We start from the raw sequence: 23053 nt of genomic DNA on the forward strand, positions 1-23053 counted from the left end.
ATCATCATGAGCTGCAGCGCTATCAAAATCGGCTTCATCCGGCGATTCAGCTCGATGCCTATTACGGCAAAGATCCGTCCGTTTGGAACAACGATGTGCCGTTCATTTTAAAAATTGACGAATATTTAAAGACGCATTCGTTACCGAGCGAACCCGTTCCCGCACCGGAGCGCAGCATGGAGTTGGTCGGCGATGAGAAATGGATCACCGAAGGCGACGGGAAAAAGCTGCTTGAGCGAATCGGTCTTTTTGACCGCCTTCTCATCATCCCCGTGTCCGAACCGTTAATGTTAGCCGTCCATCCGGCAAAAATAGCGGAAGTGGTCCAGCTTCACCTCATTGTTGAAAATAAAACGACGTATCAAGCGCTGCTTCCCGCGCTTCCAGACACCGCTTTTTCGACGCTGATTTACGGGGAAGGCAAAGCCATAATTAGCAGCATCGAACAATTTTCGCTGCAATATCCGGTGAAAGCGGACCATCGTTTTTATTACTTTGGCGACATTGACCGCGAAGGTATTGCGATTTGGCATTCGCTTGCGAAAAAGCAGCCCGTTTCGCCGGCGCTTCCGTTTTACCGGGCGTGTTTGCAGAAAGATCCGGCCAGCGGCAAGGACTATCAGATGGAGCGGGCGGACGCGCTTGACGCGTTTCTCGCTTATTTTGCACCGGATGAACAAAAGCAGCTTCAAGAGCTGTTGGCTTCAGGCCAGTACTATCCGCAAGAAATGTTGAAAACGAGGGAACTGCAACAAATTTGGAGGGAATGGCAGTGGACAAGCTAGAATTGGCAGGGGTGACGGACGGCTATCGCGAGCGTATCAGAAGGCTTGCGCTGTTTGATCCGCTTTTTGATCTTGAGCGGAAGCGTTCAACTGACCTCAATGGGCAGCCGATTGATATGAAAGGGCTCGGGCTATTGGCGCTTTTGTTTTTCTTTGAACAAAAGCTGATGCGGCAGTATAAAACTGGGGTAAAACAGCTCGCGTCTTTTTTAAAAAAGCTAACGGAAAATGTGTACGTGTTAGATGACGAGATGTACGAAGACTTGGCGCGGACGATTATTCAAACGTTTCGCCCGACGACGGGGAAAAAACGGAGTTATTCGTTTTACGATTGGGAAAAACGGGAAGAGAGCGCGATTGAATATTCCCTTTTAAAAGCGAACGATTTCGATGTGAAAACGAATACGCAATATTACACGCTCGATGAAGATGGGCTTGAGCTCGTCTTTGCGACGAAGGAGTTTTATAGCGAATTCCAGTTATCGATTAACCAGTTGATGTTGCGGAAACAGTTGGAAAAAGGCGAATTCGCCGCGGCACTCAAGCAAATCAACGAAATGCGAATTGACGTCGAAACATTGGAAGAACGCATGACTCGGCTGAAGCATGAAATTCAGCGCAGCATTATTTCCGAAGAGACGTTTGAACGGTATAAACAGCTGCTCGACGACATCTACAGTCGGCTTTCGCGAGAGGATGAGGAGTTCAAGGAACTGCGCGAATTCGTCAATGAAACAAGGGAACGCCTGTACGCGCGCGATGTTCATCAAAAAGAAGCGAAGACGTATGAACTTGTCTTAAAAATCGCCCGGGAATTAGAGTCGGTGCATTATGCGCATTCTGCTTTGCTGGACAAGGCGCTTTCGTTAAAAAATACAACGCTCGTCACGGCGCAGGAGTCGCTTTATTATACGGGTCTTCATTCGTTCAATTTCGACCAAGACATCGTGTCATACATCGTTTCCACCCCGCTCCCCCTCGAAGCGATGAAAGGGGTGCTCCACCCGTTTTTAAAAGTCGAAGAAAATCGGTTTTGGTCGCCGCTTGCGATTTTTGCGGAGCAAAACATTACGGAAGAGCGGGAAGAAAAAGTTGGGCCGCGCTTTATCGAAGCGGACGATGCGGCGGGCGACGATCCGTATCGCACATGGCTTATGGCAAAATATAAAGAATTGATGCAGCTGTTTTTAGAGGCGTACCAGCTTGGGCGCGCCCAAACGCTTTCGGAGTTTTTCAGTTACTTGGACGACATCGGACAGTCGCGCTTGTATGAGCAGCGTTATTTTTACGATTTTTGGCTCATTATGCATCAACGCTCCCCGGTTCAACACGGCGATATGCAAGGGGAGGAAGGAAACACGCTTTTAGGGGATGCGCTCGTTTTGCTTGGCGGAAATGTGCTGGATGTCCAAGAAGGGGATCGTATTATTCGAAAATGTGAACGTTTTTCAATTCAAGACATGATGATAACGGTGAGGGAACAATGAGAAATTATCCAGAGCAAAAAGTCATTCAAGCGTTTCAATTGTATACGGTGCTGGCGAGCCATGGCGTCGCAGGCGAGCAGGCGGTGCAGCTTTATAAAAGCGACGATGATATACGCGGGCTATTGGACATGTTCAGCCGCGAAGTCGATTGCGTGATCGTTTTGACGAGCGAGCAAATGTTTCTCGTGCCGCGCACGAAGCTGTCGCCGTTCCATGTCAGCAACGACTGGATTAAGCGCCATTATCTTCGCTCAGGTGCCACGAACGGCGATTTGTACTTGCTTTATTTTACGGTGCTCGTCTTGTTTGGCAGCTTTTACGATACGTATCAAAGCCAAGAACCAACGCGGCAATTTTTAGGCATGGACGAATGGGTGCACCTTGTCCAAGAGCGCATCGATCAATTGAAACAGCACGACCCGGACGAATTGAAACAATTAGAACAAGAGTTTTCGTACAATTGGAGACTCATTATTGAAAAATGGGATGCGATGGACGATATTAAAGAAACAGCGAAAAAGCAAAGCGGCAATACGATCAGCCGTTTAAGCTTCATCGACACGGCGCGGCGCTTTTTAATCGACCAAGGTCTTATTGTCGATATCGGCAACCATGAAGTCGCGTTGACGGAAAAAGCAAAAACAATTGTTCAACGCTTTTTCATGGAAGTCGAATACAACCGCGGGATTTTTGAATTTATTTACGGATTTGAAAGGGAGAAGGACGATGCCAGCGATCAGTAAAATTCGGCTCACGAACGTTGTGTATGAAGAAGGGCGCAAACGGTACAACGATGAAATCTTCCGCTTTGACGGGCATAATGGGGCGATTTTGCTTGAAAATGGCGGAGGAAAAACGGTGTTTATTCAAACGGTGCTGCAAGCGATTTTGCCTCATGTCGATGTGGCGGACCGGAAAATTAAAAACACGCTGCAGCTCGAAAACGCCCCAGCCCATATTGCGATCGAATGGATGTTGAATGACGAACCGAGGCGGTATGTCGTGACCGCGGTTTCGCTGTTCATGACGAATAACGGACTCGATTCGCTCCGCTACGTCTATGAATACAACGCGAACGACCCGCACGGCATCGAAGGCCTTCCGTTCGTGCGTGAAGGGAAAGACGGAAAGCGCCCGGCGGAACGCGGCGAAATGCAAGACTACTATAGTCATATGAAAGAGAAATCGTTCTTGGCGCGCACGTTTTCGACGATTAAAGAATACAAGGCGTTTATCGAAGAGCAATATCATATTATTTCAAGCGAATGGGAAAGCGTGGTGAAGATTAATAGTTCGGAAGGCGGCGTTGAAGCGTTTTTCGACGAATGCAAAAGCACGAACCAGCTGTTTGACCGCCTGCTCATTCCGATTGTCGAAAGCGCCATCGTCGGCCATGACGAGAAGCTGTTTGCTGATATGTTTGAAAAACAGCTTGCCAGTTTCAAACATTATAAAAAGCTGAAAGAGACGATCGAAGAAAACAAGCTCATTCAGCGGGAGTTGGAGCGATACGTCGAAACGTACGAACAACTCCATCGCGAAGAGTTCGCGTATTTAAAAGCGAAGCAGCGCGCCAAAGGAGTATGGCTCGAAACGTTGAAGCAAAAGCAAGCGTGTCTTGACGAGCAGAAAGACATCGCGGACAAGCTTGAGTATTGGAAACAGAACTACGCAGCGCACAACAAAAAGCGTGCGTCATATGACATTTTAGTCGAAGAAGCGCGCTGGCAAAAGCTTCAACGCGAATATGAACTCGCCCTCGCGCGGCAGAAAGAAAAGGAAGAGGCGCTTGCCCGGCACAAACGAGATTATTATTCGCTGCAGCTGGCGGAGCGAAAAGAGCGGCGAAAACAGCATGAAGAGGTGCTTGCATACATCGAACGGGAGTTGGCCAAGCTGAAGGACGCTGAGGAACTTGCGAACTACGAAGAGGAATTGGAAAGAGCGCGCCGCTTGCTGCTCGGCTGCTTCATCGAGAAGCTTGAGACGATTGACAAAGAACAACAAAGCCTTCGCTATGAGCTGAATCCGATTCAGATGCAGATTGAACAATGGACGAAGGAAAAAGAAGCGCTTGATCAGAAAAAGCAGAACGCCCGAGAAGAGCGCGCTGCCGTTCAAAGCCGCATCGAGGCGAGAGAGAGGGACATGGAGCAAATTAAACAGCACATTTTAGCAAACCCGTCCCAACAATCGGTAGAAGAAGAAAGGGAGAAATGGCTTGAACGCGAACGGTGGCTTGATGAAGAAATCGTCCGCTTGCGCCAAGATGTGAAGCAATTCAGCCAAGCGGAACAAGAAGCGGAAGCGAAAAAAGAAGCGCTCCAGCAACAATGGGCTGCAAAGCGTGCGGAATGCGGGGCACTGGCGCAACGACTTAAAGCGCTCGAAAACGAGGAACAAGCGCTCATCAAGAAGCTCGCATCGCTCCGGCCGCAATGGGCCGCACTTGATAGCGTCTACTCCCATGAAGCGACGATCGGGATGAGACTTCAAGAAGAAATCGAAAAGCGGACGAAAGAGCGGGAGGAGTTGTTAGTGCGCGAACGAATCGCTTCCCGGTTGGCCGATGCGTACGGCGGGCAAGAAACATTTTTCGCCGATCCGTTTTTAGCGCAGCAGCTCGCCTCGTGGAAAAAACAATTTGATTACGTAGAGACGGGCGTCGAATACTTACAGTCGCTTGAGGAAGAAGACCGCGCGAAGAAACGGGTGTTTCCGCTCTGGCCGATGACGTTGATTACAACGGCAAAATCGAAGGAGCGGCTCTCGCAAAAAGTGCAGTACTTAAATGACCGCTTGCAGCTGCCGATTGTCGTGTTTGCAGCGGACGAAGCGGCGCGCATCGAAGACGAAGCGTTTTCATACGAATGGATCGCGCCGCGCTATTGGGAGGAAGCGAGAGATCCAGAGTTGTTCCGCACATGGAAAGAACGAATCAACGCGAGTGCGCAAGAAACGACAAAGCACCGCCAAGAGAAAGAGGCCGAACTCAAAGGGTGGCAAGACGTGCAACAAGCATGGCGCGCGTTTTTGGAAGCTCACCCGTACAAAACGGTTGAAGCGGCTCGCACGCAATACGCCGCGCTCATCAGCGGCATCGAGCAGCTGAACATGGCGATTGCCAAAGAAAAAGCGCGCATTGAAGAATGGCGTGCCAAAATCGCGCACGCGCAGTCGCTCATCCACCAATACGAGCAAGAAATGAAAGGTTGGAGCGACAAAATCGAAGATGCAAATAAATATATCCAATATGAAAAAGAAGTGCAAGAAGCGCGAAAAACGGAAAAAACGCTCAACGAGACGATCGCGGCGCTTGAAAAAGACATTGTGCGCCTCAGCGAGCGGTTTGAAGACGCACTGGCACAAAAAGAGGATCTCGAAGAGCGCATCCGATCGCTGCAAGCAGATCGCCGTAACATCGAACGAAGCGATGACTATCAATCGCTCCGCTCCTTTACACCGCTTTATTCAGGCGAAAGCGAGCGTGTCATTCGCGATAAAATTCGTAAGTTGGAAGACCGAATTAATGGAATTGAAACGACCTACAGGGAGTGGAAGTTGAGGCAAGAGACTGAACAAAGAGAAATTGACCGGCTAACGAACGAAATAAACAAGCTGAAACGCGAGCATCGCGACCTCGACGAAACGCGTTCGTTTCCAAGCGACGGACCGTATGTGCTGCAGCGGTTAGAAGAACAAATCGCGTCGCTCCAATCGGAATTAAAGCGGTTAAACAAAGACGTGCAAGATGCCTTGATCAGCAAGGAGCAGCAAAGCGGCGTGTTAAAAACGAAAGAGCAGCAATTTCAACAACAATATCCGAATGAAGAACGTTGGCCGTTTACCGAATCGCTTGATGAGATCGCCGATCATTTGAAAACCGAAAAAGAAGAAATGGAGAAACGGAAGGCGTTTCTCGACCAAGAACATGAGCGCCTGGCGAAAAAGATGAAAAGCATTGAACAGGCAGAACGCCATTTAGAGTTATCTAAAGAAGTGCATCATTTCAATGCGCCGACTATCGACGCCCTTTCGTTGAGCGCGGAAGAAGCAACGGCATTTACGTACGAGCGCCAACGTTTTATCGAAGGTATCACCGAGAGCTTAAAGGCGGGCAGACAAGCGGTCGAAGAGGCGAAAAACCGCGTCGAGCGCGCGAAACGTTCTTTTAGAGAGTTTTGCAACGCTTCGATTAAAGATATGAAAATGCGGCAAATGGCGCTCAACGGCATTGAGCATAAAGAGACGTACGAAGACATTATCGACTTTAAGAAAAATATGATGCGAAGCGTTGAAAGCGCGACGAACTACGCGAATGAACATATCCGGCAAAAAGACGCGGAGCTTCAAGCGTTTATTAATCATATTCACACCCATTTGCGCACATTGGTGGAGGAGCTGAAGCAAATCCCGAACAAAACAAGAGTAAAAGTCGGAGACGAATGGAAGCGCATTTTCACGTTTACGATTCCAGAGTGGGAAGAAGAAGTCGGCAAGACGCGCATTCGCAACCATATTGAATGGATTTTGCAGCAGCTCGAGTCCGAACGGTTTATGAACGAGCACGGCCAGCAAGACGAAGCGAAGGTGAGAAAAGAAATCGAAATGTGGCTGCAATCGAAGCAGCTTCTCCAAGTCGTCATGAACAACGAAGGCATGAAAGTGAACTGCCGAAAGGTGACGAACGACAACAAAGTGACAACGCGCTCGTATTCGTGGGAGCAAAGCAACGTCTGGTCTGGCGGCGAAAAATGGAGCAAAAACATGACGCTCTTTTTAGGCATTCTCAACTATGTCGCAGAGAAAAAGCAGCACATCCAGCCGACGATGAAACGCCATCGCACCGTCATTTTAGACAATCCGTTCGGAAAAGCGTCGAGCGACCACGTGCTCAACCCGGTCTTCTTTATCGCTGAACAACTCGGCTTCCAAATCATCGCCTTGACTGCGCATGCGGAAGGCAAATTTCTCAGAGACTACTTCCCGATCATTTACAGCTGCCGCCTCCGCCCATCGTCCGACCCGAACAAGCAGGTGATGACGAAGGAAAAATGGCTCCACTACGCCTACTTCCAAGATCACGAGCCAAAATCGCTCGAACGCCTCGGCGAAACCGAGCAGTTGGAGTTGTTTTAGGAGATTGGAAGAGTCAATGAGAGCTGTGGGATAAATTTCATCATACAACACATCATAACGCAAATGATTAATGATGATAGGGGCATTTAATAACAACTGGCCACAGGGGTGAAAGATTCGCTTCCTTGGTCAGTTTTTTCCTGTAAAAGGAGTAAGTCATTCAGCGGGAACTTCAGCTTGTATGATGTACTCTTAGAACTTACAATTATTCGTAATAGTTACCGATAATGTAAAGGAGATGTATGAAATGAATCAACAAACTGCGGGAAAAAGTAAAATGAACAGGGCGGCAAACTGGACTATATACGTTCTTCTAGCTTTGGCTGTTATAAGGTTCATCAATAAATTCATGTAAGTGTAAGACTTTATTAACATAAATTTATTGCATTGTTTAGCTTTTTTCGCGGTAGCACAGCCAATGCACACCATCGCATTGAAAAGAGGTTATTTGTTAGTAAAATATTAAGGGTAGAAAGAAAGTATTAAAAATTGGCCATTCGCTGGGAATGACGTTTCCAGCAGAGTTTCTTGCAGACTCGATCTTTATCAAAGCGATGAAATACAAATCGAACTGGCAAACGATCAAATGGTGATGAAAAAAGCAACAAAGCTGATTTGCCAAAGGGCATTTCGATATATGTAATGAAACGATGAGGAGTACTCTAGTAATTGGGAAAATGGGCTTAAGGAACGATTATTAATGTCGTCGACCGCCAATCGTGCAAAAAACTGGGGGATCGACGACACACTGTTAACCATAAAGGTTTTGTGTAAAGTCCAATATTATAAATCCAAATTTGATTTTTCCTGTATTAATATGAAGAGCAAAAGCATGTCACAGCTTATTGCCAATATGGTAATAGAATGTTTTAAAGTTCTTATATGATCGACAATAAATTCAAGGAAAAAGAGGAGAATAGCTTTGATTGATCATGCAACGGTTAACTATATCCAAAAATATATTTTAAAAAAGGGTGAGGAACTTGAAACATTAGGCATTGACCAAACATCTTCTCCATTTATAGATGTAAAAATTGTTAAACGCACGGAAAGAACTTACCGGGTTGCAGGATTACTCACCCTGTCTCCTTACAAAAAAGAAACAGTAAAGATAGATGATTCTTTAAAGGATTTAAATTTCACACCTCGAAAAAAAGTGAAACTCGACGATCATGCTCAAAGAACATTAAGATGGCTTGAGCAAGGATGGATTATGAAAGAGATTCGCTTTGAAAAAGATGAAAAAACAATCAAGACGATGCATTATCGAATGGGATATCGGTTGTATCAATACCAGCAGGAGTGTATTCAGCAAAAGAAAGATGCCATCGATCGGGAGTTTCATGAATGGAAGAATACGACAAAATTGATTCAATTAAATTATGACAAGATAGAGTTGTTTTCTTACCAAAGAAAGAGGGGATTCAATTCCTTAATAGAAGTTATAAATAAAGTGCTTGATTTAGACTTTTATGAAATAGAAGAATCATATTTATTTCCAGAAAAATGGTCATTGCAAAAAAGATTGAAGTTTCTTCATTTTGTAGTTGCTTTTTTACAATTGTGTCTTCAAAAAACAAATTTTGACTGGAAAGAAATCGGAGCGAGCTATTTTAAAGAAATTGGCGGTTCAAAGAAATTTGATTCAAATAAGCAAGAATTTATTACACATTTAGAAGAATGGACAAAATGTCCGGCAGCTCTCCTCGGTCTTTCTAGCTTAGGAAATATTACTCCTTTTTATTTTTCTGGACAACTCATTGGAAACTATTCGTCATATCAATTTGGTCCCGTTCACGCATTAACGGATTTATCCATTTCAGCAGATGATTATTCTACGAAGGCAACGACTTTATGGTTAGTTGAAAATAGAGGAATATTAACAAGAATGGCTGCAGAAGGAGATTTTATTAAAGAAACAAACTCCCTTGTCATGTGTGTAGATGGACATCTGAGAACATCTCATAAACATTGTATTCATCAACTGTTAAAGAACAGTCCGATACAACAGACCATGATTTGGACAGATTATGACTCGGATGGTTTTCAAATTGCAAAAGAATTGTATACCGTTATTTCACCGCATCGTTCTCTTAAACTAAAATGGATTACCCATGACCATAGAATCATGGAACAATGGGAAATGTACGAGAAATACATGACAGCATTCTTAAAAGATCATAAATTGGAACAAGAACAAATATTAGGGGATGTAGAAAGTTGGAAAAGATGGATCAATCATTAATCTCGATTTTTCAAGCAAATGAATCAGCCCCTGAAGTGCTGCAAGCAATGAGGGATATTGCCTCACTATCAGGAGTTTTAAGTGATTTAGGCTCACAAAACGCTTTCCAATCACCTAGTGAAATTCTTCGATTTTTAAGAGTGATTCAATTAATCTATGAGGAAGCGCTTGGTTTAGATGATCCGATTGAAAATGCGGAAACCGTTTATTATCGTTATCGCAACCGATATAATGATCCAGAACCTCCAACTAAGGAGAAAGTCGAAAAGGTTGTCAATGTTCTTGTTAAATATAACTGGATTTCTAAACAATCTCGTCAGTTGAAGATGAGAGATACAGGGAAACGAATGATGGATGCATTGATTCGGTTAGCCAACGATTCGTTAGCCTATTATATGCATGATGATATTGGAAGATCCTTGTTTCAGGCTAGGCGTGATGCTGAATTGAGTGAAGCATATGATGATCAAGGAATCTCCGGTGGAAATAAAATTGCCAGTATGATCCGGAATGTCGAAAATGCCATTCAATTAATGAAAGAGCGAGAACTCGAGATGCTTGCTGATCGTCATGCGCTTCCTCAGCTCGAACTTATTCATCATTTAATGCAAGATTTAGAATTGAAGCTTCAAGAGCGTTTTCGTCAGTTTCAAACATTGGAGGATAGTCTCGTTCTAGCGGATTTAATGCAAAAAGGGACAGCCGCTCTTGCAGAAGGAACAAACTTGAGCTTAGGTATGATTAATAAATATTTGAAATTTACCCATATGCAAAAAACACCGTTATCCTCTACTATTCGACCGGAAAAAGTGCGCGAATTTATTATTCAAATGTTCGATCCTCCCCTCGATTCGGATGTGCCGAACGCCCATCAATTATTAAGTTTTATGGAGCAGGGCCAGTATGAAGAAGAGCAGATTGACGGCTTATGGATTCCAATTAAATTTCCCGCCCCCCTGTCGCCATATGCTATTGGTGAAGCGGTTGAATTTTTGGAAAACTATGAACCTATAGTGGAATCAAGCGATGAGATAGAGGAAGAAATCCTTTATTCATCAGAGGAAATATCTCAGGATAAAATAGAAGAACTGATGAGAGAATCAAGCTGGTTGTTAACGAAAACGATGATAAAGACCGAGGCGATTGAAACCTATCTTGAAGAATATGAAGAAGTCCCGATAGAACAAGTCATTATTGAGGCAACTTCTTCTGAATGGAGCGATGTAATCAATGGAATGACAGCGATTTCTGCTCTAGTCGGTACTAAAAAAATTATCATGTTAAAGCCAGACCAAAAAAAAGATTTTCCAAAGTACGAGAGAAAATGGGAGTGGATGAACCATGAGGATGGATCCTATATCATCCGAAAACGAAATCATCGGAGAGAACAAGAAGAATGATTCAATGAACAAATACAATGATGATGTGAATGTCAATCCATTAAATGCTATGCAATCGTTGAAAGGGATTTTATCGGAGCAAGAGGAGTTAGCATTCATGAACATACTTTTTTCGTCTTCTGCCTCCATTCGTTCGGGGAACTTTGGCCTTTCCAGAAAAGAAGTAGAAAAATTGCTTCATATCCAAGGGGATAATGACAAATTTTTTTCATTTTTAACGAGGGTCAATCAAGCTGTAAGCCGTTATTTTAAAGTGATTTATGATGAACGTCGTGATCAAGTAGTCGCGTTAATGAGAGTACCGGCTCGGGCAGCCCGAAATACGTTAACGAAAGAAAGCCTTGCGATTCTTTTATACATGTTTTACCACCAGGAAGTTTTACAGCATGAATTTACGCTGTTTGACCAATTACTGAACGCTTTTGGACATGAAACAACGAAAGCTAATCAACGTATTTTGGCCAACATCGATCCGCTTAAAAAGATTGGGGCGATTGAAGAATATGATACGAATTCCCAAGAGAAGGCATATCAACTTACTGCTATTGGTGTTCATATGTTTTCCGATTCTTTTCTGCGTCGAGCAACGGAATTTAGTCAATCGAACCAATTAAGCAAAGAAGAGGTTTTGAAATTTTTCAAGCGGTATAACCTTTACCAGAAGGGAGAAGGAGAATGATTCCGTGGCGACTTACTTTTTCAGGAATTCGCGACTATCCGCCGACATTATTGGATTTATCGGGAATTGACGAACACGTCATTATAACAGGTCCGAATGGTGCTGGAAAATCAACGATTACGTTTTGTATGGGTGCTGTGTTATATTCGTCCAAAGTTGATATGGAAGGATTGAAATCCCGAAATCTCTCATCCGATCAAACATGGAAAGCGCGTATTTCATTTCTTTTTAAGAATGACGGTTTAATGAAAATAGATGCTCCGACGTTTATTGAGTTTTCATTAAAAATAGTCCAAGAACCGGGACAGCCGATAAAAAAAGAATTTTCGATTTCAACCGGCGAAGCAATCGACAAGTGGGAAGAAACGATTAAATATACATCCGGTGATCGTTATTATAATTTTTCCACTTATAAAAAAGATTTACAGTACAAATATAAAATTGATCCTGATCTCTTTTATCTCATTTGGTACCAACAGGAAGTCAATCAATTTGCTGTGATGAATCCAGAGGAACGTTTTCGCATTTTCAGTGAAATGCACGGCATTGACAAAATCCAGAAAGACTGGGAAGAGAGCATGGAAAAAATGAAGGAAACAGCAGAAACATTGAGAGTAGCTGAATGGAACGTAAAAGGGATGAAAGCAGAGGTGGCAATGAAAAAAGCAGCATTAGACAGCTTTTTAGATAACCAAAAACGGTTGCATAATGGAGCTAAGCTGTATATCGAATCCCTTTTACAGTTAGAGGTTCACTATAAAAAAGAGAAAGAAACACTCGAGGAGCTTGTTCAGCAACTGATGGGAGAAATTGAAGACGCAAAAGCGGAGCAAGTTTTTCAAAAAAGCGAAAAGGAGAAGAAAAAAGAGTATTTAACAGCTTTAAGGAGCAACGAAGAACAACTGAATTTACTAATGAACGAAAAATACGAGAAGTCTCGAGAAATCAGTCAATCTATTAAAAAGATTGAAGAACGGATTGAAAACCTTGAAAACGAATTAGAAGAAATTACTTTGAAGAAAAATCAAATTACCCGTTCCGAAGAGGAAGTAAAAGCAGCGTTACGGCAACTCACGGAAGAACAAACCAAAACAAACAACGAATTCGAAAATACCTCATTAAAATTGGAAGAGTTAAATAACACTTGGCAAGAAAAAGTGCAGATCATTGCGGACTTGAACCAACAAATCGAAACAGATGAAAAATTAGAAGCGAAACATGCCGAAAGATTGCGCGAATATAAGAGCAGCTACTCCGTGCAGGAAAAGATTGATTCATTGGAAAAAGAAGTAGAAAATCGAAAAGATAAAAAGCTTAAGATGACGCGCACGTTACAAGAGTTACAAGATGAACTTCGATTGCTTGAAGAAAATCGTGACTTGTCCGCACGGCAAATGGAGTCGTTGAAATTTTTCCGTGCCCGACAAATTAAAGCATATCCTCTTCGTGAATTGATTGAACTGGATGAAAGTGCAAAATTAAAAGATGAACAGATTTTTAATACGATTAAATATACAATCTTTTTTAATGAGAAACATATTGAGCCGCCAAATGATTTGTACCATGTTCCTCTTATGAAAGTGATTCCCGACCGTCCTGTTATGGAATTACCGCATCTTCATTTGCGCATAAAAGAGGGGCTTTCTGAGGCAGAGATACCGCATGCAATGAAGGCTCTTTGGTGGGTAGAGCAGTTTTTTAAAGGCGGAACGTTTACGATAAAAAATGGCATGTTGGTCGATCCAATGGGGATTCGCGGTCCGCAAGAAAAAGAACGGTTTATTTTAAGCGCAAGGGCAATAGCCGTCCGAAAGCAGGAGGTAAAGCAGCAAATTGATAAAATGAATCAGCAAATTTTGCAAATAGAGCATGAAATTGAAAATGGTACAAAAATGATTCAGCAGCTAAACGGGATAATACAGCAAATTCGCGAATCAGAGGCGTTTATGACGAACGAGCTTGAGCGGACCATGCGCAAAAAGAAATATCAAGAGGAAGTAGAAAATCGAAACAAAATAGAAAGAGAAAAACAAGCATTAGAAAAGAAAAAAGAGGGGTTAATACGTCTGCAAATCCAACAAGATGAGTTTAAGAAAAAATTGCAGGAAGAAGCGGCTATATACGAAGAGCTTGGAAAAATGAAAGAAAAATATGAAGAATTAAATGAACATAAGAGTCAATTGGCTTTTCAAAAAAAACTTTTAAAAACACATAAAAATACGGTTGCAGAACTGGAAAATGATTTAGAACAGATACGGTATAAAATTAAAGAAACTGACCGAGCGATCCAAGATTTAGATGACATGATTGAAGCTGATGAACGAAAGATTCATTCAATCACAAAGCAAAAAGATAATTATAGCGACCGGATTGAAACAATAAAACAAGAACTTGTCCAAATCATTCAAGAGTTAAATGACTTACAAAATTTAATTCCAGCTGTTTATCAGGAAGTTGTCGCTATGGAAATAACAGAAAACGTTTTATCTGTTCACCAGTTAAAGCAAAATTGTGAAAATGGAAAAGTTATATTTAACCAAGCGCGGAACGAAGAAAATATTGATATTGCCGCGCCAGAAAATTATAAAACAGCCAAGCAGGAATATGATCGTTTAGAAGACGAATATAAACGGACAAAAATTTTACTCGAACAAGATATTGAACGTACTGAACAATTGAGAGATAAACTTGAAACAACTATTAATATGCGGGTTCTTGAACTGCAACAACGTTTTAAGTCATACATGAGCCAATTTCAATTTGAAGGTGAAATTAGCTGGCAGACGTTTGAAGATCGAAAGCAGCGAACTCACTTTAATTTGTATATTAAAGCAAGAAAAGAAGGTCATCGCGGCACGATGGAAGACGTCAGTACAAAAGCACGTGGTGGAAAAGTCGGAAAAGGTGTATCAGGTGGCGAAGAGTCGCTCAGTTCCCTTCTGTTTGCCCTTGCGTTATTACAAAATTTAAGAACTGCTCCAGGATTCATTGTCTTAGACGAATTTGACAGCGCATTGGACGAGAACCGTAAGATAAAAGTATTCGATCTATATGCGCAGGAGTTAAAAAGGAAACTTATTATCCTTACTCCTAAATCTCATGAAGAAACATATTTAAATCGATTTTCCAAAGCTTTTATCGTTCGGCATAATCCAACCATACCAGAAAGCCGAGTAGTTGGAGTTGTAAAAAAGGATTAACTGATGAGTAAAGAGCTTTTTGTCAAAATCAAAGCCTTTTTCATCTCCAAAATAAATCATAAAGTTAAAATAAAAATTTGAGCCTTCCTATATAAATATTGATATCTTAACTATTGTAGCTGTTATGAAGAGATCAAAGAAACATTTTTCGACATGTTTTCTAACAGTATTTTTTAAATCTGTGCATATATAAGTTTAGCTTGAAAAAACGACACGTTTTGAAGTATGTCTAAGATTGGAAGAATTACAAACACAGGAGTCTTGTAATATGCTAAATGCAATAAGGCTCTCTTTCTTTTTGTCATAAAACCGCGTCTGCCATCTTCATTTTCATTTCGTCGATGTGCAATATGAAAACACCGAACTTCCGAAAGAGACGGAAGATGGCAAGATGAGCCGGTTGGATGTGCTCGGGTTCACTGACCGCGGCGAACGGTGGGCGGGGGTGGAAGAAGGATTGAAGCAAGGTCGTAAAGAAGGATTTGAACAAGGTATGAAACATCTTGTTCGTAATATGGTGGAAAAAGGAATGAACGTGAAAGAGATCGCGGATTCTTACTAACCTTGCGGAAGAAGAGGTTCGAAAACTGCTTAAAGACTAATTCTCTTAGAGCTCGTTGCCTGTTCTGCCCCCTGAGTATGTCGAAGATCGTCAGAAAGATAGACAAAGAGAATTTGCAATTTCCCGATCGTAAAAAATCAATGGCGATGGATCGAGTGAAAGGCATTCATGCCGAAACAGTCAGCGAATGAGTGGAAGACTACGTAACGACTGAATATTATTACAGAACTGCAAAACCGCGCGAATTTAACACGGAAAACCGTTATTGAAATATTAACTGGCTGCAAACGTCTTGACGATTTTAAAAATAATCTGCAAAAGTTTATTGAAGAAGTGCCGAAGACAAAGTTAGATACTCTTTAAATAAGGTGGTGTTCAGTATCAATCAGCTTAATCTCCATACAATTTGGCAAGAATTCAGAATCTCTTTAAAACAGTTCATTAGAGCTCATGTATCAAATGAACAAGATTCTGAGGATATCCTTCAAGAAGTGTTTATTAAGATTCATAATCATTTGCCTAACCTTAAAGAAGAGGAAAAGCTTCATTCTTGGGTGTATCAAATAACGAGAAACACTATCATTGACTTTTATCGAAGCCAAGCTAAAAGTCAAGCTAAATTACTGGATTCTGATAAGGAACGGTTACTTCAAAATGAAACCGATATAACTGACGAGGGTAACAAGAATGAAATAGTTGCCGCATGGTTAAAGGACTTAATGGAACAACTCCCTGAAAAGTATAAAGAAGCACTTATCTATGTAGAATTAGAACAACATACCCAAAAGGAATTGGCGAATAAGTTAGGTATATCCCTTTCGGGTGCTAAGTCAAGGGTTCAACGGGGGAGAGAGAAGTTAAAAAATATACTTCTTGAATGTTGTCATTTAGAATTTGATAATTTGGGTAATATCCTTGATTATAATGTGAATAAAGGAAATTGCTCTTGCCGAGAAATTAAATAAAATTTGCGTCCTTTTTAAAACACCTCCGTCTTTCTAAGTGAAAGTAATTAATCAAATTAATCATTTAAGAAAACAGGAGGTTTTATGATGTCAAACAGCCGGATTAACCAAATAAAAACTTCGGATTCCTGTGGATGTAGGAGTGGGTCACAAACGGAATCTGTGCAGCAGGAGAGAAAACAACTAACCATTGATTTTATGTACATTGACCTTGAGGTATGTACTCGTTGTAAAAGAACGGAAGAGAACCTAAACGATGCGATAGCTGAAGTTGCCAATTTGTTAAAAACGATAGGTTATGACGTGAGAGTGAACAGTATTTTGGTTGAAAATGAAGAACAAGCAGAAGCATTACGTTTTGTCAGTTCACCAACCATTAGAATCAATGGAAAGGATATTCAGTTGACCACAAAAGAAAGCAACTGTGATACCTGTGGTTCCATTACGGGCTCCAATGTTGATTGTCGGGTATGGATTTATGAGGGTAAGGAATATACCGAAGCTCCGAAACCACTTATCATAAATGCCATCTTAAAAGAGGTCTATGGTGCTGGACAGAATACAGAAGAAGGAAGAAAAGAACCATATGTCCTTCCTGAAAATCTAAAACGATTCTTTACTGCTAAGCGAGAAAACAAACATAAAGACTGTTGTATTAATGGGGGCTCAGTTCAATGTTGTTAAAGAGGCGGGGTGATTATAAAAGAAATAAGACACTATTTGCAGCGCTTGCCGGTTAAAGATGCAAGTAAAAAGAAAAAAGTGCAGTTGAATAAAGCGATTTTAGATAGTGAAGAGTTTATCCAGTTGTGGGAGAAAATAAAATACAAAACCGTCTATTCCGTTGAATTCGACAGCGAACAATTAATTAAGAAAAGCATTGCAAGCATTCAAAAAATGCCGCGCATTGATAAAATCCGCATTTTAAGCCGGAAAGAGCAAGTGACGATGGATAGAGCGGAAGGGATTCATACGCAAACGATGAGAGAACGGCTGGAAGTTTACGTAACCGCTCATCATACATTGAAGGATGTGATTACGGAATTGCAATATCGCACAAACTTAACGTGGAAAACGATTGGGGAAATTTTGACTGGCTGCAAACGCCTTGACGATTTTAAAAACAACCCGTAAAAGTTTATTGAAGAAGTGACGAAAATTATTCAGAGGGAAATGAGAATACTTTTAAAAGACGGCGTGAAATATTACAAATCGGTGATGATGCTTATTACGCAGTTGAGCTGTTCCAAAACGAAGAGCTGCTTGCCTACTTGAACGATAACGCTATCCGAAGTGAAAAGTCACCTGATCATGTCGTTTACGATTCGGATATTGAAGCAAGCTCCGTCCGGCGCTTTGAAAACGACGAAAACGTCAAAGTATACGTCAAACTGCCAAGATGGTTCAAAATTGACACTCCAATCGGTTCCTATAACCCTGACGGGGCGCTTGTCATTGACAACGATGGTGAAGAAAAACTATATTTCGTTCTTGAAACAAAAGGCGCGGAAATTGAAGAATTTTTACGTCCCGAAGAAAGAGCGAAAATCGACTTCGCCCGCAAACACTCTGAAGCCGTCGGCACCAACATTGAATTTACTGGACTGGAGAAAGACATCAATCAATTTATGCTGCGGGCAATAAGCCGTTAATTATGAATTTACGACAGAAGTTGTCAGGGCTTCTGTTTTTGTTTTATTAACATATTTCGACAACATTTTTCATCAAATTCGGCTATGATGATAAAAGAAATTTTTAATATTGTTGAAAATTATCAGTTTCAAGATGAGGGGAGAGAAGCCATTTGCAGGAAGCTTTATATGAAGGGAAATTTTTCTACCTGAAATCATATCTTGACACTGTAGAGGATATAAAAGCTGAATTAGACAGACTTAAAAAGAGAGCCGATAAAGGCGCATTTCAATGTCCTTATTGCAATGACACGTTGATTTTGAAGTCTGGTAATATTCGAGAGGAACATTTTTCACACCGACATTCTCGATCTTGTGAAATTTCTGAGGCAAGTGAAGTGTATCACCAGCAAGTCAAACGAGAGTCTAAAGCACATTCTGTTATGAAGGAAATTATATACAATGAACTAAAAGGTCAAGAGAAAACGAATGAAAATATGCAAGTAGACTATGGGTATATCGCGAAAGGAAAAGAAAAATGGCGCTATTATCCGGATATTATTGTAAAAAATGCGGATAAGGAAATAGCTATTACTATTCTAACTAATGTAACAGCTAATAAAGATGAGAAACTCGTTAGGCAGATACGAAATCGTAATCGGTACTATCAAAATAAAGGAATGCAGACGATATGGTTTGTTGAAGATGCGGAAATGTCAGTAGATATGAATCATCACGTCATTCATTTATGGGAAGCGGAGTTGGATATTGCGATCAAAACCGAAGAAGATTTGAAATGGGAAAATGTATTAAACCATTTGCCAATTGAAGAACCGCTGTTTAAGTTGTTTGATTATCACCATCGTAAGATTCCGCAATCATTTGATGTTCGCAGTTTATATTATGTACACTCTACAGAAACAGAAATCGTTTTTACTGTTCACCGTTTTATTGTCGATGAAATGAAATATCCGTTTCGAGCTTTTGCGCTCAATGAAGGTTATCAAATGAGTATGTCAAAAGCACTTCTCACAAAACAAACGATTCAATTAAGCGATCCGGAAGTTGAAGAAAAGAATCGAGAACTTTTTAAAGAAATCGTTAAGCAAAAAGCATTGGAAAAGATAGAGAAGGACATAAAAGAAAACATTATTCGTGAACAGCAACACATGGTTACATTTTCATACACTCCTACACAGGCAGCAAGAAAACCCTCTTTTCAAAAATTAAACAGCAGCGAACAGGAAATGTTCCCATTACTTGACGAATCATTGCAAAAAGCCATTTTTGATTATGTGCAATCAGTGAGCGTCATTTCAGCTAAAGAGCTTAGTGTGTACTTAGTAAACGAATACGGTGCTCCAAGTGAAACTTTTTTAACAGGAAGATATAAAATATATGGAGATGTTTGCAAGTTCCTTGATTACTTAGCAGAGCGAGGCATGATCCAGTTCTTACAAAAGGACGGGGTTCATGACCGGATTTATGGTAGTTGTTGGAACGGTGCAGCAAAACAGTGAAAAGTTTTGGGAGAGTTATCAAATGAAAGAATTAAAAGCAAAGTTACTATCAGTGGTTAGATTAACAGGAACCGTCATTTCCGAGGATCAAATACAAATATTGGACAGAGGAGTTCCACATAAGCCAGCTGGTTTGCCACAAGGGAAAATGGGGATTTATTCCTTTGTTTTTCAGGATGAATTTTTAAAAATTGGAAAGGTTGGTCCGAATAGTGATGCAAGGTTTAGAAGCCAGCATTATGTTCCAACAAGTTCCCAAAGCAATTTAGCGAAATCCATTTTGAATGATCCAGACTTTAAATGTTTTAATCTAACTGAGGATATTGTTGGGGATTGGATTAAACAGAATATAAGAAGAATTGACTTTATTATAGATGCATCGTTAGGAATCTTTGTACTAAATCTAATTGAGGCATTTTTGCATTTAAAATTTAAACCAAAATACGAAGGATATAAAAGTCAAAGGTAGCTTGTCTGAAATAACATATATCAATACACATCTAAAGTGCAGTATTTTTAGCGGAAGATTCAGTAGGGTTGGGAGGATAAAATGATGGATTTATATAGTCAGTCATTGCAATCGTTGAGATATTATCTTGATTCTAGTAATGTCATTCATGTTATAGACAGCTACCGAATGAAGAAAGAAAGCGGTGTTTGTAATAGCAAAGACAAAATCATTCCTTCATTAAGTTATACCAGAAAGATTCCGCACCTCCTTGTCAATCTGGAAATGGTTTGAAAAACAATCACATATATGCCATTGAACTTTCATTTAAAGATGAACCGAGGATGACGTTATGCAAATATGTATATCCGTCTCTTGAACATTGGGATAAGCTACCAAGCGTTTCTGAACATTGGTTTTTCTATTGGCCATTATATGATGGCAGTCATTTTAGCGATCATGAACTTGGAAATGGAATCTTTAAGACGGTTCCAAATGATGAAAAAACTTCTGAAAAGTACGGTAGAATTCAAGAGGTTTTTTGGAAAGAAATTGATTTATTATCGATCACATCGAAAAATATTCGAGATGCGGTGTTTCATGAGCTGGAAAAATTGTGATTTGTAAGGTGGGATGCTTATTTTTAGGGCAATAAACAAGAAATAGGGTGAAAGCTATTGCAGATAAAGGTAAAGTCAAGTTTTTATGCAGTCTCTGGGGTTTTATGTAGAATCAGTTTCTAGCCATATATTGCTGATACTGAGAGAACAGTAGATCAGTTAGATAGGGAGGAAAACTATGTGGGTATCAAAATAGAAATTCCCGTTCGAGTTGTAACGTTTCGCTCGGAGGAGTTAGACAAGTGGAGAAACGGTGAAAGAGAGAATTGCAAAGATTCTTATTGTAGAAAACTGCCTGGAACAAAAGGGTTCGGTGAATTTATTGTCGGACGTTATTTTGAATCATTAGGATACGAATGGATTCACCATGATTATAATCTGTTCAGTGGCAATCGGCTAGGTAAATATCCTGTTGCTGAAGAAGTGTTTCGAAAACATTTTGGAGATGAGCGATATGAACAAGGACGGCAGTTTTATCGCCTTTTTTCTCCTTATGTTCACGTTCAAGAACCCGATTTGATGATTTATCGTCCTGATTTTTCCGAAGTGCGGTTTGCAGAAGTGAAGAGAATGGATACGAACGATCGTTTAAATGAAGCTCAATTAAGAGGAATGGCGTTGCTGAAGTTATTGTATGGGTGTGAGGTAGATATTTTTTACGTTGTTGAAGAAGGAAAAGATGTACCGGAACGTTCAGTTGTTTGGGAGTTTTAAAATTAGATGAACGTATTACAAAACGTATATGTATAAATGCATATAAATAGTCATTATCTTAAGACATGATCAAATCTTCTACAACTGCAAAAGAAGTTATTCAGCCCTTGGCTATGTATCGCCATGTGAATTTGAAACTGCTTACTACGCTAACCAGAGAAAAGTAGCTGCATAAATTCAGCTATTTCTCTCTGTTTAACGTGTCCGTTTTCTTGACATAATACCACTTATCAAATTTAAAAGTTTGCGTAAAATTCTAATTTAACGAAATATTCAATCATAAAAAATTTATGGTAAAATAAAAAAGACTAAGATTGAATCTTAGTCGCATTTTTGCATAAGACGAATAGATTTCAGTCGCCCCTAGGGACGAGTTACTTTCTATTCTATATTAAATTAGTCGTTCCGTGGAACGAGTAATTAATGTAATTAAAGAATATTACATAATGATATGAGTTGTCAAGGGTGAGAATGATTGGAACAAAAATATGTGTTAAACGTTGAGACGGTAAACATTTTTTTTGATGAAAGCGGGACAAAAAATGATAAACCAACAATCATGGGTGGATTGCTTATTCCAACAAAAATCTATAACAGTTTTGAGTTCCAGGAACTTAACAGAAAACTAAGGGAAAATAAGTTCACTAAGCTTCATTGGACTAATTATACAGGATATGAAGAGATGAGAAAAGACATCCTTGAGGTTTTAACCACTTTTGCAAAATTTGCTCGTTTTGTCAAACTGAATGTCATTAATTATAATGCGAATCCTCTCGATATTCGAAAGAAATTATATAATCAAAAGCAAAAAGCTGCAGAACTTCTCATGCAAAAAATGATTTATACCAAAATTCCAGAAAGAATTCTATACGGTCTTTTAAGAAATTACGGCAAAGATGTATATATAAAATCACAGATTTTTATAGAAAAGTCTAATAGGTATGAAGGTTTTAAACTAGATACAAATTTAATGGATCAGTTAAACATTCAATCCATGTATCGTGGGGAACAATTTAGTGTTTTAAATTGCTCGTTAAAAAATAAGAGAGAAGAAATTGGGATAGAGATAACGGATCTATTACTTGGAATTGTTAGGCAAATTATAAAAAAAATGAAGTTGTGCCAGAGGGTCTAACGGAGCAACAGTTAATTGAACTAAAAATTAAAGGTAGAAAGAAAAAAATTGATTTAGCAGTTGAACTTTTGAAAAATAAGGAGTTATTAAGTTTCCTATCAACCATTAAATATTATGAATGGGAAAGTAACAGTGAATTAAAAGAGCGGAATTTTCAAGATTATCTCAATTTATTCTTGACCTCACATTATAGGAAATTTGAAGAGGAAGCACCAAAAGCAACAGACGGTATAAAACGGAAAATCAGAAAAGGAAAGAGACGAAATCTTTCCACGTCTTCACTAAGAAGAATATATCGCGGAAGACGTTCTTAAAATGGGTCCGCAAAAGCATAACGTAAGATTGGTAGAATAAAAGAGAAGGAGAGGCCGTCAAGTAAGTAAGAAGGAATCGAAGTTGAAGCCAGAAGAGCAAGACAAAATCAAATTCGTCCGCAAACATTTTGAATCAATTGGAGCAAACATCGATTTCGTAAGAACGAAGAAAGATGTTAATTAGTTTATGTTGTGGATGTTGAGTCAAT

The 23053-nt window shown here is 40.3% G+C and carries 15 protein-coding genes and 3 pseudogenes; all 18 read left to right on the forward strand.

What is annotated here, in order from left to right:
• The coding region (locus tag B0I26_RS16135; protein ID WP_111646426.1) for a Wadjet anti-phage system protein JetD domain-containing protein at positions 1-785 on the forward strand (785 nt) is incomplete at its 5' end.
• The gene (locus tag B0I26_RS16140; RefSeq protein WP_245934815.1) at positions 767-2272 is read left to right on the forward strand and encodes a replicative DNA helicase; all 1506 of its coding nucleotides are present in this window, start codon (positions 767-769) and stop codon (positions 2270-2272) included. The genes B0I26_RS16135 and B0I26_RS16140, both read left to right, overlap by 19 nt.
• Positions 2269-3015, forward strand: coding sequence for a DUF6063 family protein (locus B0I26_RS16145; protein ID WP_111646428.1), 747 nt, complete (start codon positions 2269-2271; stop codon positions 3013-3015). The genes B0I26_RS16140 and B0I26_RS16145 overlap by 4 nt, the downstream gene beginning before the upstream one ends.
• On the forward strand, positions 2999-7411 hold the full coding sequence (locus B0I26_RS16150) for a coiled-coil domain-containing protein (RefSeq protein ID WP_111646429.1): 4413 nt from the start codon (positions 2999-3001) through the stop codon (positions 7409-7411). The genes B0I26_RS16145 and B0I26_RS16150 overlap by 17 nt, the downstream gene beginning before the upstream one ends.
• Before the next feature lie 922 nt (positions 7412-8333).
• Positions 8334-9656: a DUF7281 domain-containing protein gene (locus tag B0I26_RS16155; protein WP_111646430.1), complete on the forward strand. Its 1323-nt coding sequence runs from the start codon at positions 8334-8336 to the stop codon at positions 9654-9656.
• Positions 9641-11056, forward strand: coding sequence for a hypothetical protein (locus B0I26_RS16160; RefSeq protein ID WP_181502957.1), 1416 nt, complete (start codon positions 9641-9643; stop codon positions 11054-11056). Before B0I26_RS16155 ends, B0I26_RS16160 begins: the two co-directional genes overlap by 16 nt.
• Before the next feature lie 4 nt (positions 11057-11060).
• A complete protein-coding gene (locus tag B0I26_RS16165) occupies positions 11061-11735 on the forward strand; it encodes a hypothetical protein (RefSeq protein WP_111646432.1) in 675 nt (224 codons plus the stop codon).
• Complete coding sequence (locus B0I26_RS16170) at positions 11732-14935, forward strand: AAA family ATPase (protein WP_111646433.1); 3204 nt, start codon at positions 11732-11734, stop codon at positions 14933-14935. The genes B0I26_RS16165 and B0I26_RS16170 overlap by 4 nt, the downstream gene beginning before the upstream one ends.
• 340 nt (positions 14936-15275) lie before the next feature.
• Positions 15276-15371: pseudogene (locus B0I26_RS19100) on the forward strand (Rpn family recombination-promoting nuclease/putative transposase); the annotation flags it as partial.
• Between the two features lie 269 nt (positions 15372-15640).
• Positions 15641-15839 (forward strand): annotated as a pseudogene (locus B0I26_RS19105) (hypothetical protein); the annotation flags it as partial.
• A 29-nt stretch (positions 15840-15868) separates the two neighbouring features.
• Positions 15869-16462: an RNA polymerase sigma factor SigZ gene (gene sigZ, locus B0I26_RS16180; protein ID WP_245934816.1), complete on the forward strand. Its 594-nt coding sequence runs from the start codon at positions 15869-15871 to the stop codon at positions 16460-16462.
• An 87-nt stretch (positions 16463-16549) separates the two neighbouring features.
• Positions 16550-17146, forward strand: a complete 597-nt coding sequence (locus B0I26_RS16185; RefSeq protein WP_111646434.1) for a DUF2703 domain-containing protein — start codon at positions 16550-16552, stop codon at positions 17144-17146.
• Between the two features lie 12 nt (positions 17147-17158).
• Positions 17159-18114, forward strand: a pseudogene (locus tag B0I26_RS19110) (restriction endonuclease); the annotation flags it as partial.
• Between the two features lie 152 nt (positions 18115-18266).
• Positions 18267-19613, forward strand: a complete 1347-nt coding sequence (locus tag B0I26_RS16195; protein ID WP_111646435.1) for a DUF6035 family protein — start codon at positions 18267-18269, stop codon at positions 19611-19613.
• A 22-nt stretch (positions 19614-19635) separates the two neighbouring features.
• Complete coding sequence (locus B0I26_RS16200; RefSeq protein WP_111646436.1) at positions 19636-20082, forward strand: hypothetical protein; 447 nt, start codon at positions 19636-19638, stop codon at positions 20080-20082.
• Between the two features lie 323 nt (positions 20083-20405).
• Positions 20406-20681, forward strand: coding sequence for a hypothetical protein (locus tag B0I26_RS16210; protein WP_146612824.1), 276 nt, complete (start codon positions 20406-20408; stop codon positions 20679-20681).
• Between the two features lie 180 nt (positions 20682-20861).
• Positions 20862-21395, forward strand: coding sequence for a hypothetical protein (locus tag B0I26_RS16215; RefSeq protein WP_245934819.1), 534 nt, complete (start codon positions 20862-20864; stop codon positions 21393-21395).
• 475 nt (positions 21396-21870) lie between these two features.
• Complete coding sequence (locus B0I26_RS16225; RefSeq protein ID WP_111646439.1) at positions 21871-22530, forward strand: DUF3800 domain-containing protein; 660 nt, start codon at positions 21871-21873, stop codon at positions 22528-22530.
• Positions 22531-23053: the final 523 nt, after the last annotated feature.

Source organism: Paranoxybacillus vitaminiphilus, from assembly GCF_003259935.1.
In the GTDB taxonomy this organism is placed as follows: Bacteria; Bacillota; Bacilli; order Bacillales; family Anoxybacillaceae; genus Paranoxybacillus; species Paranoxybacillus vitaminiphilus.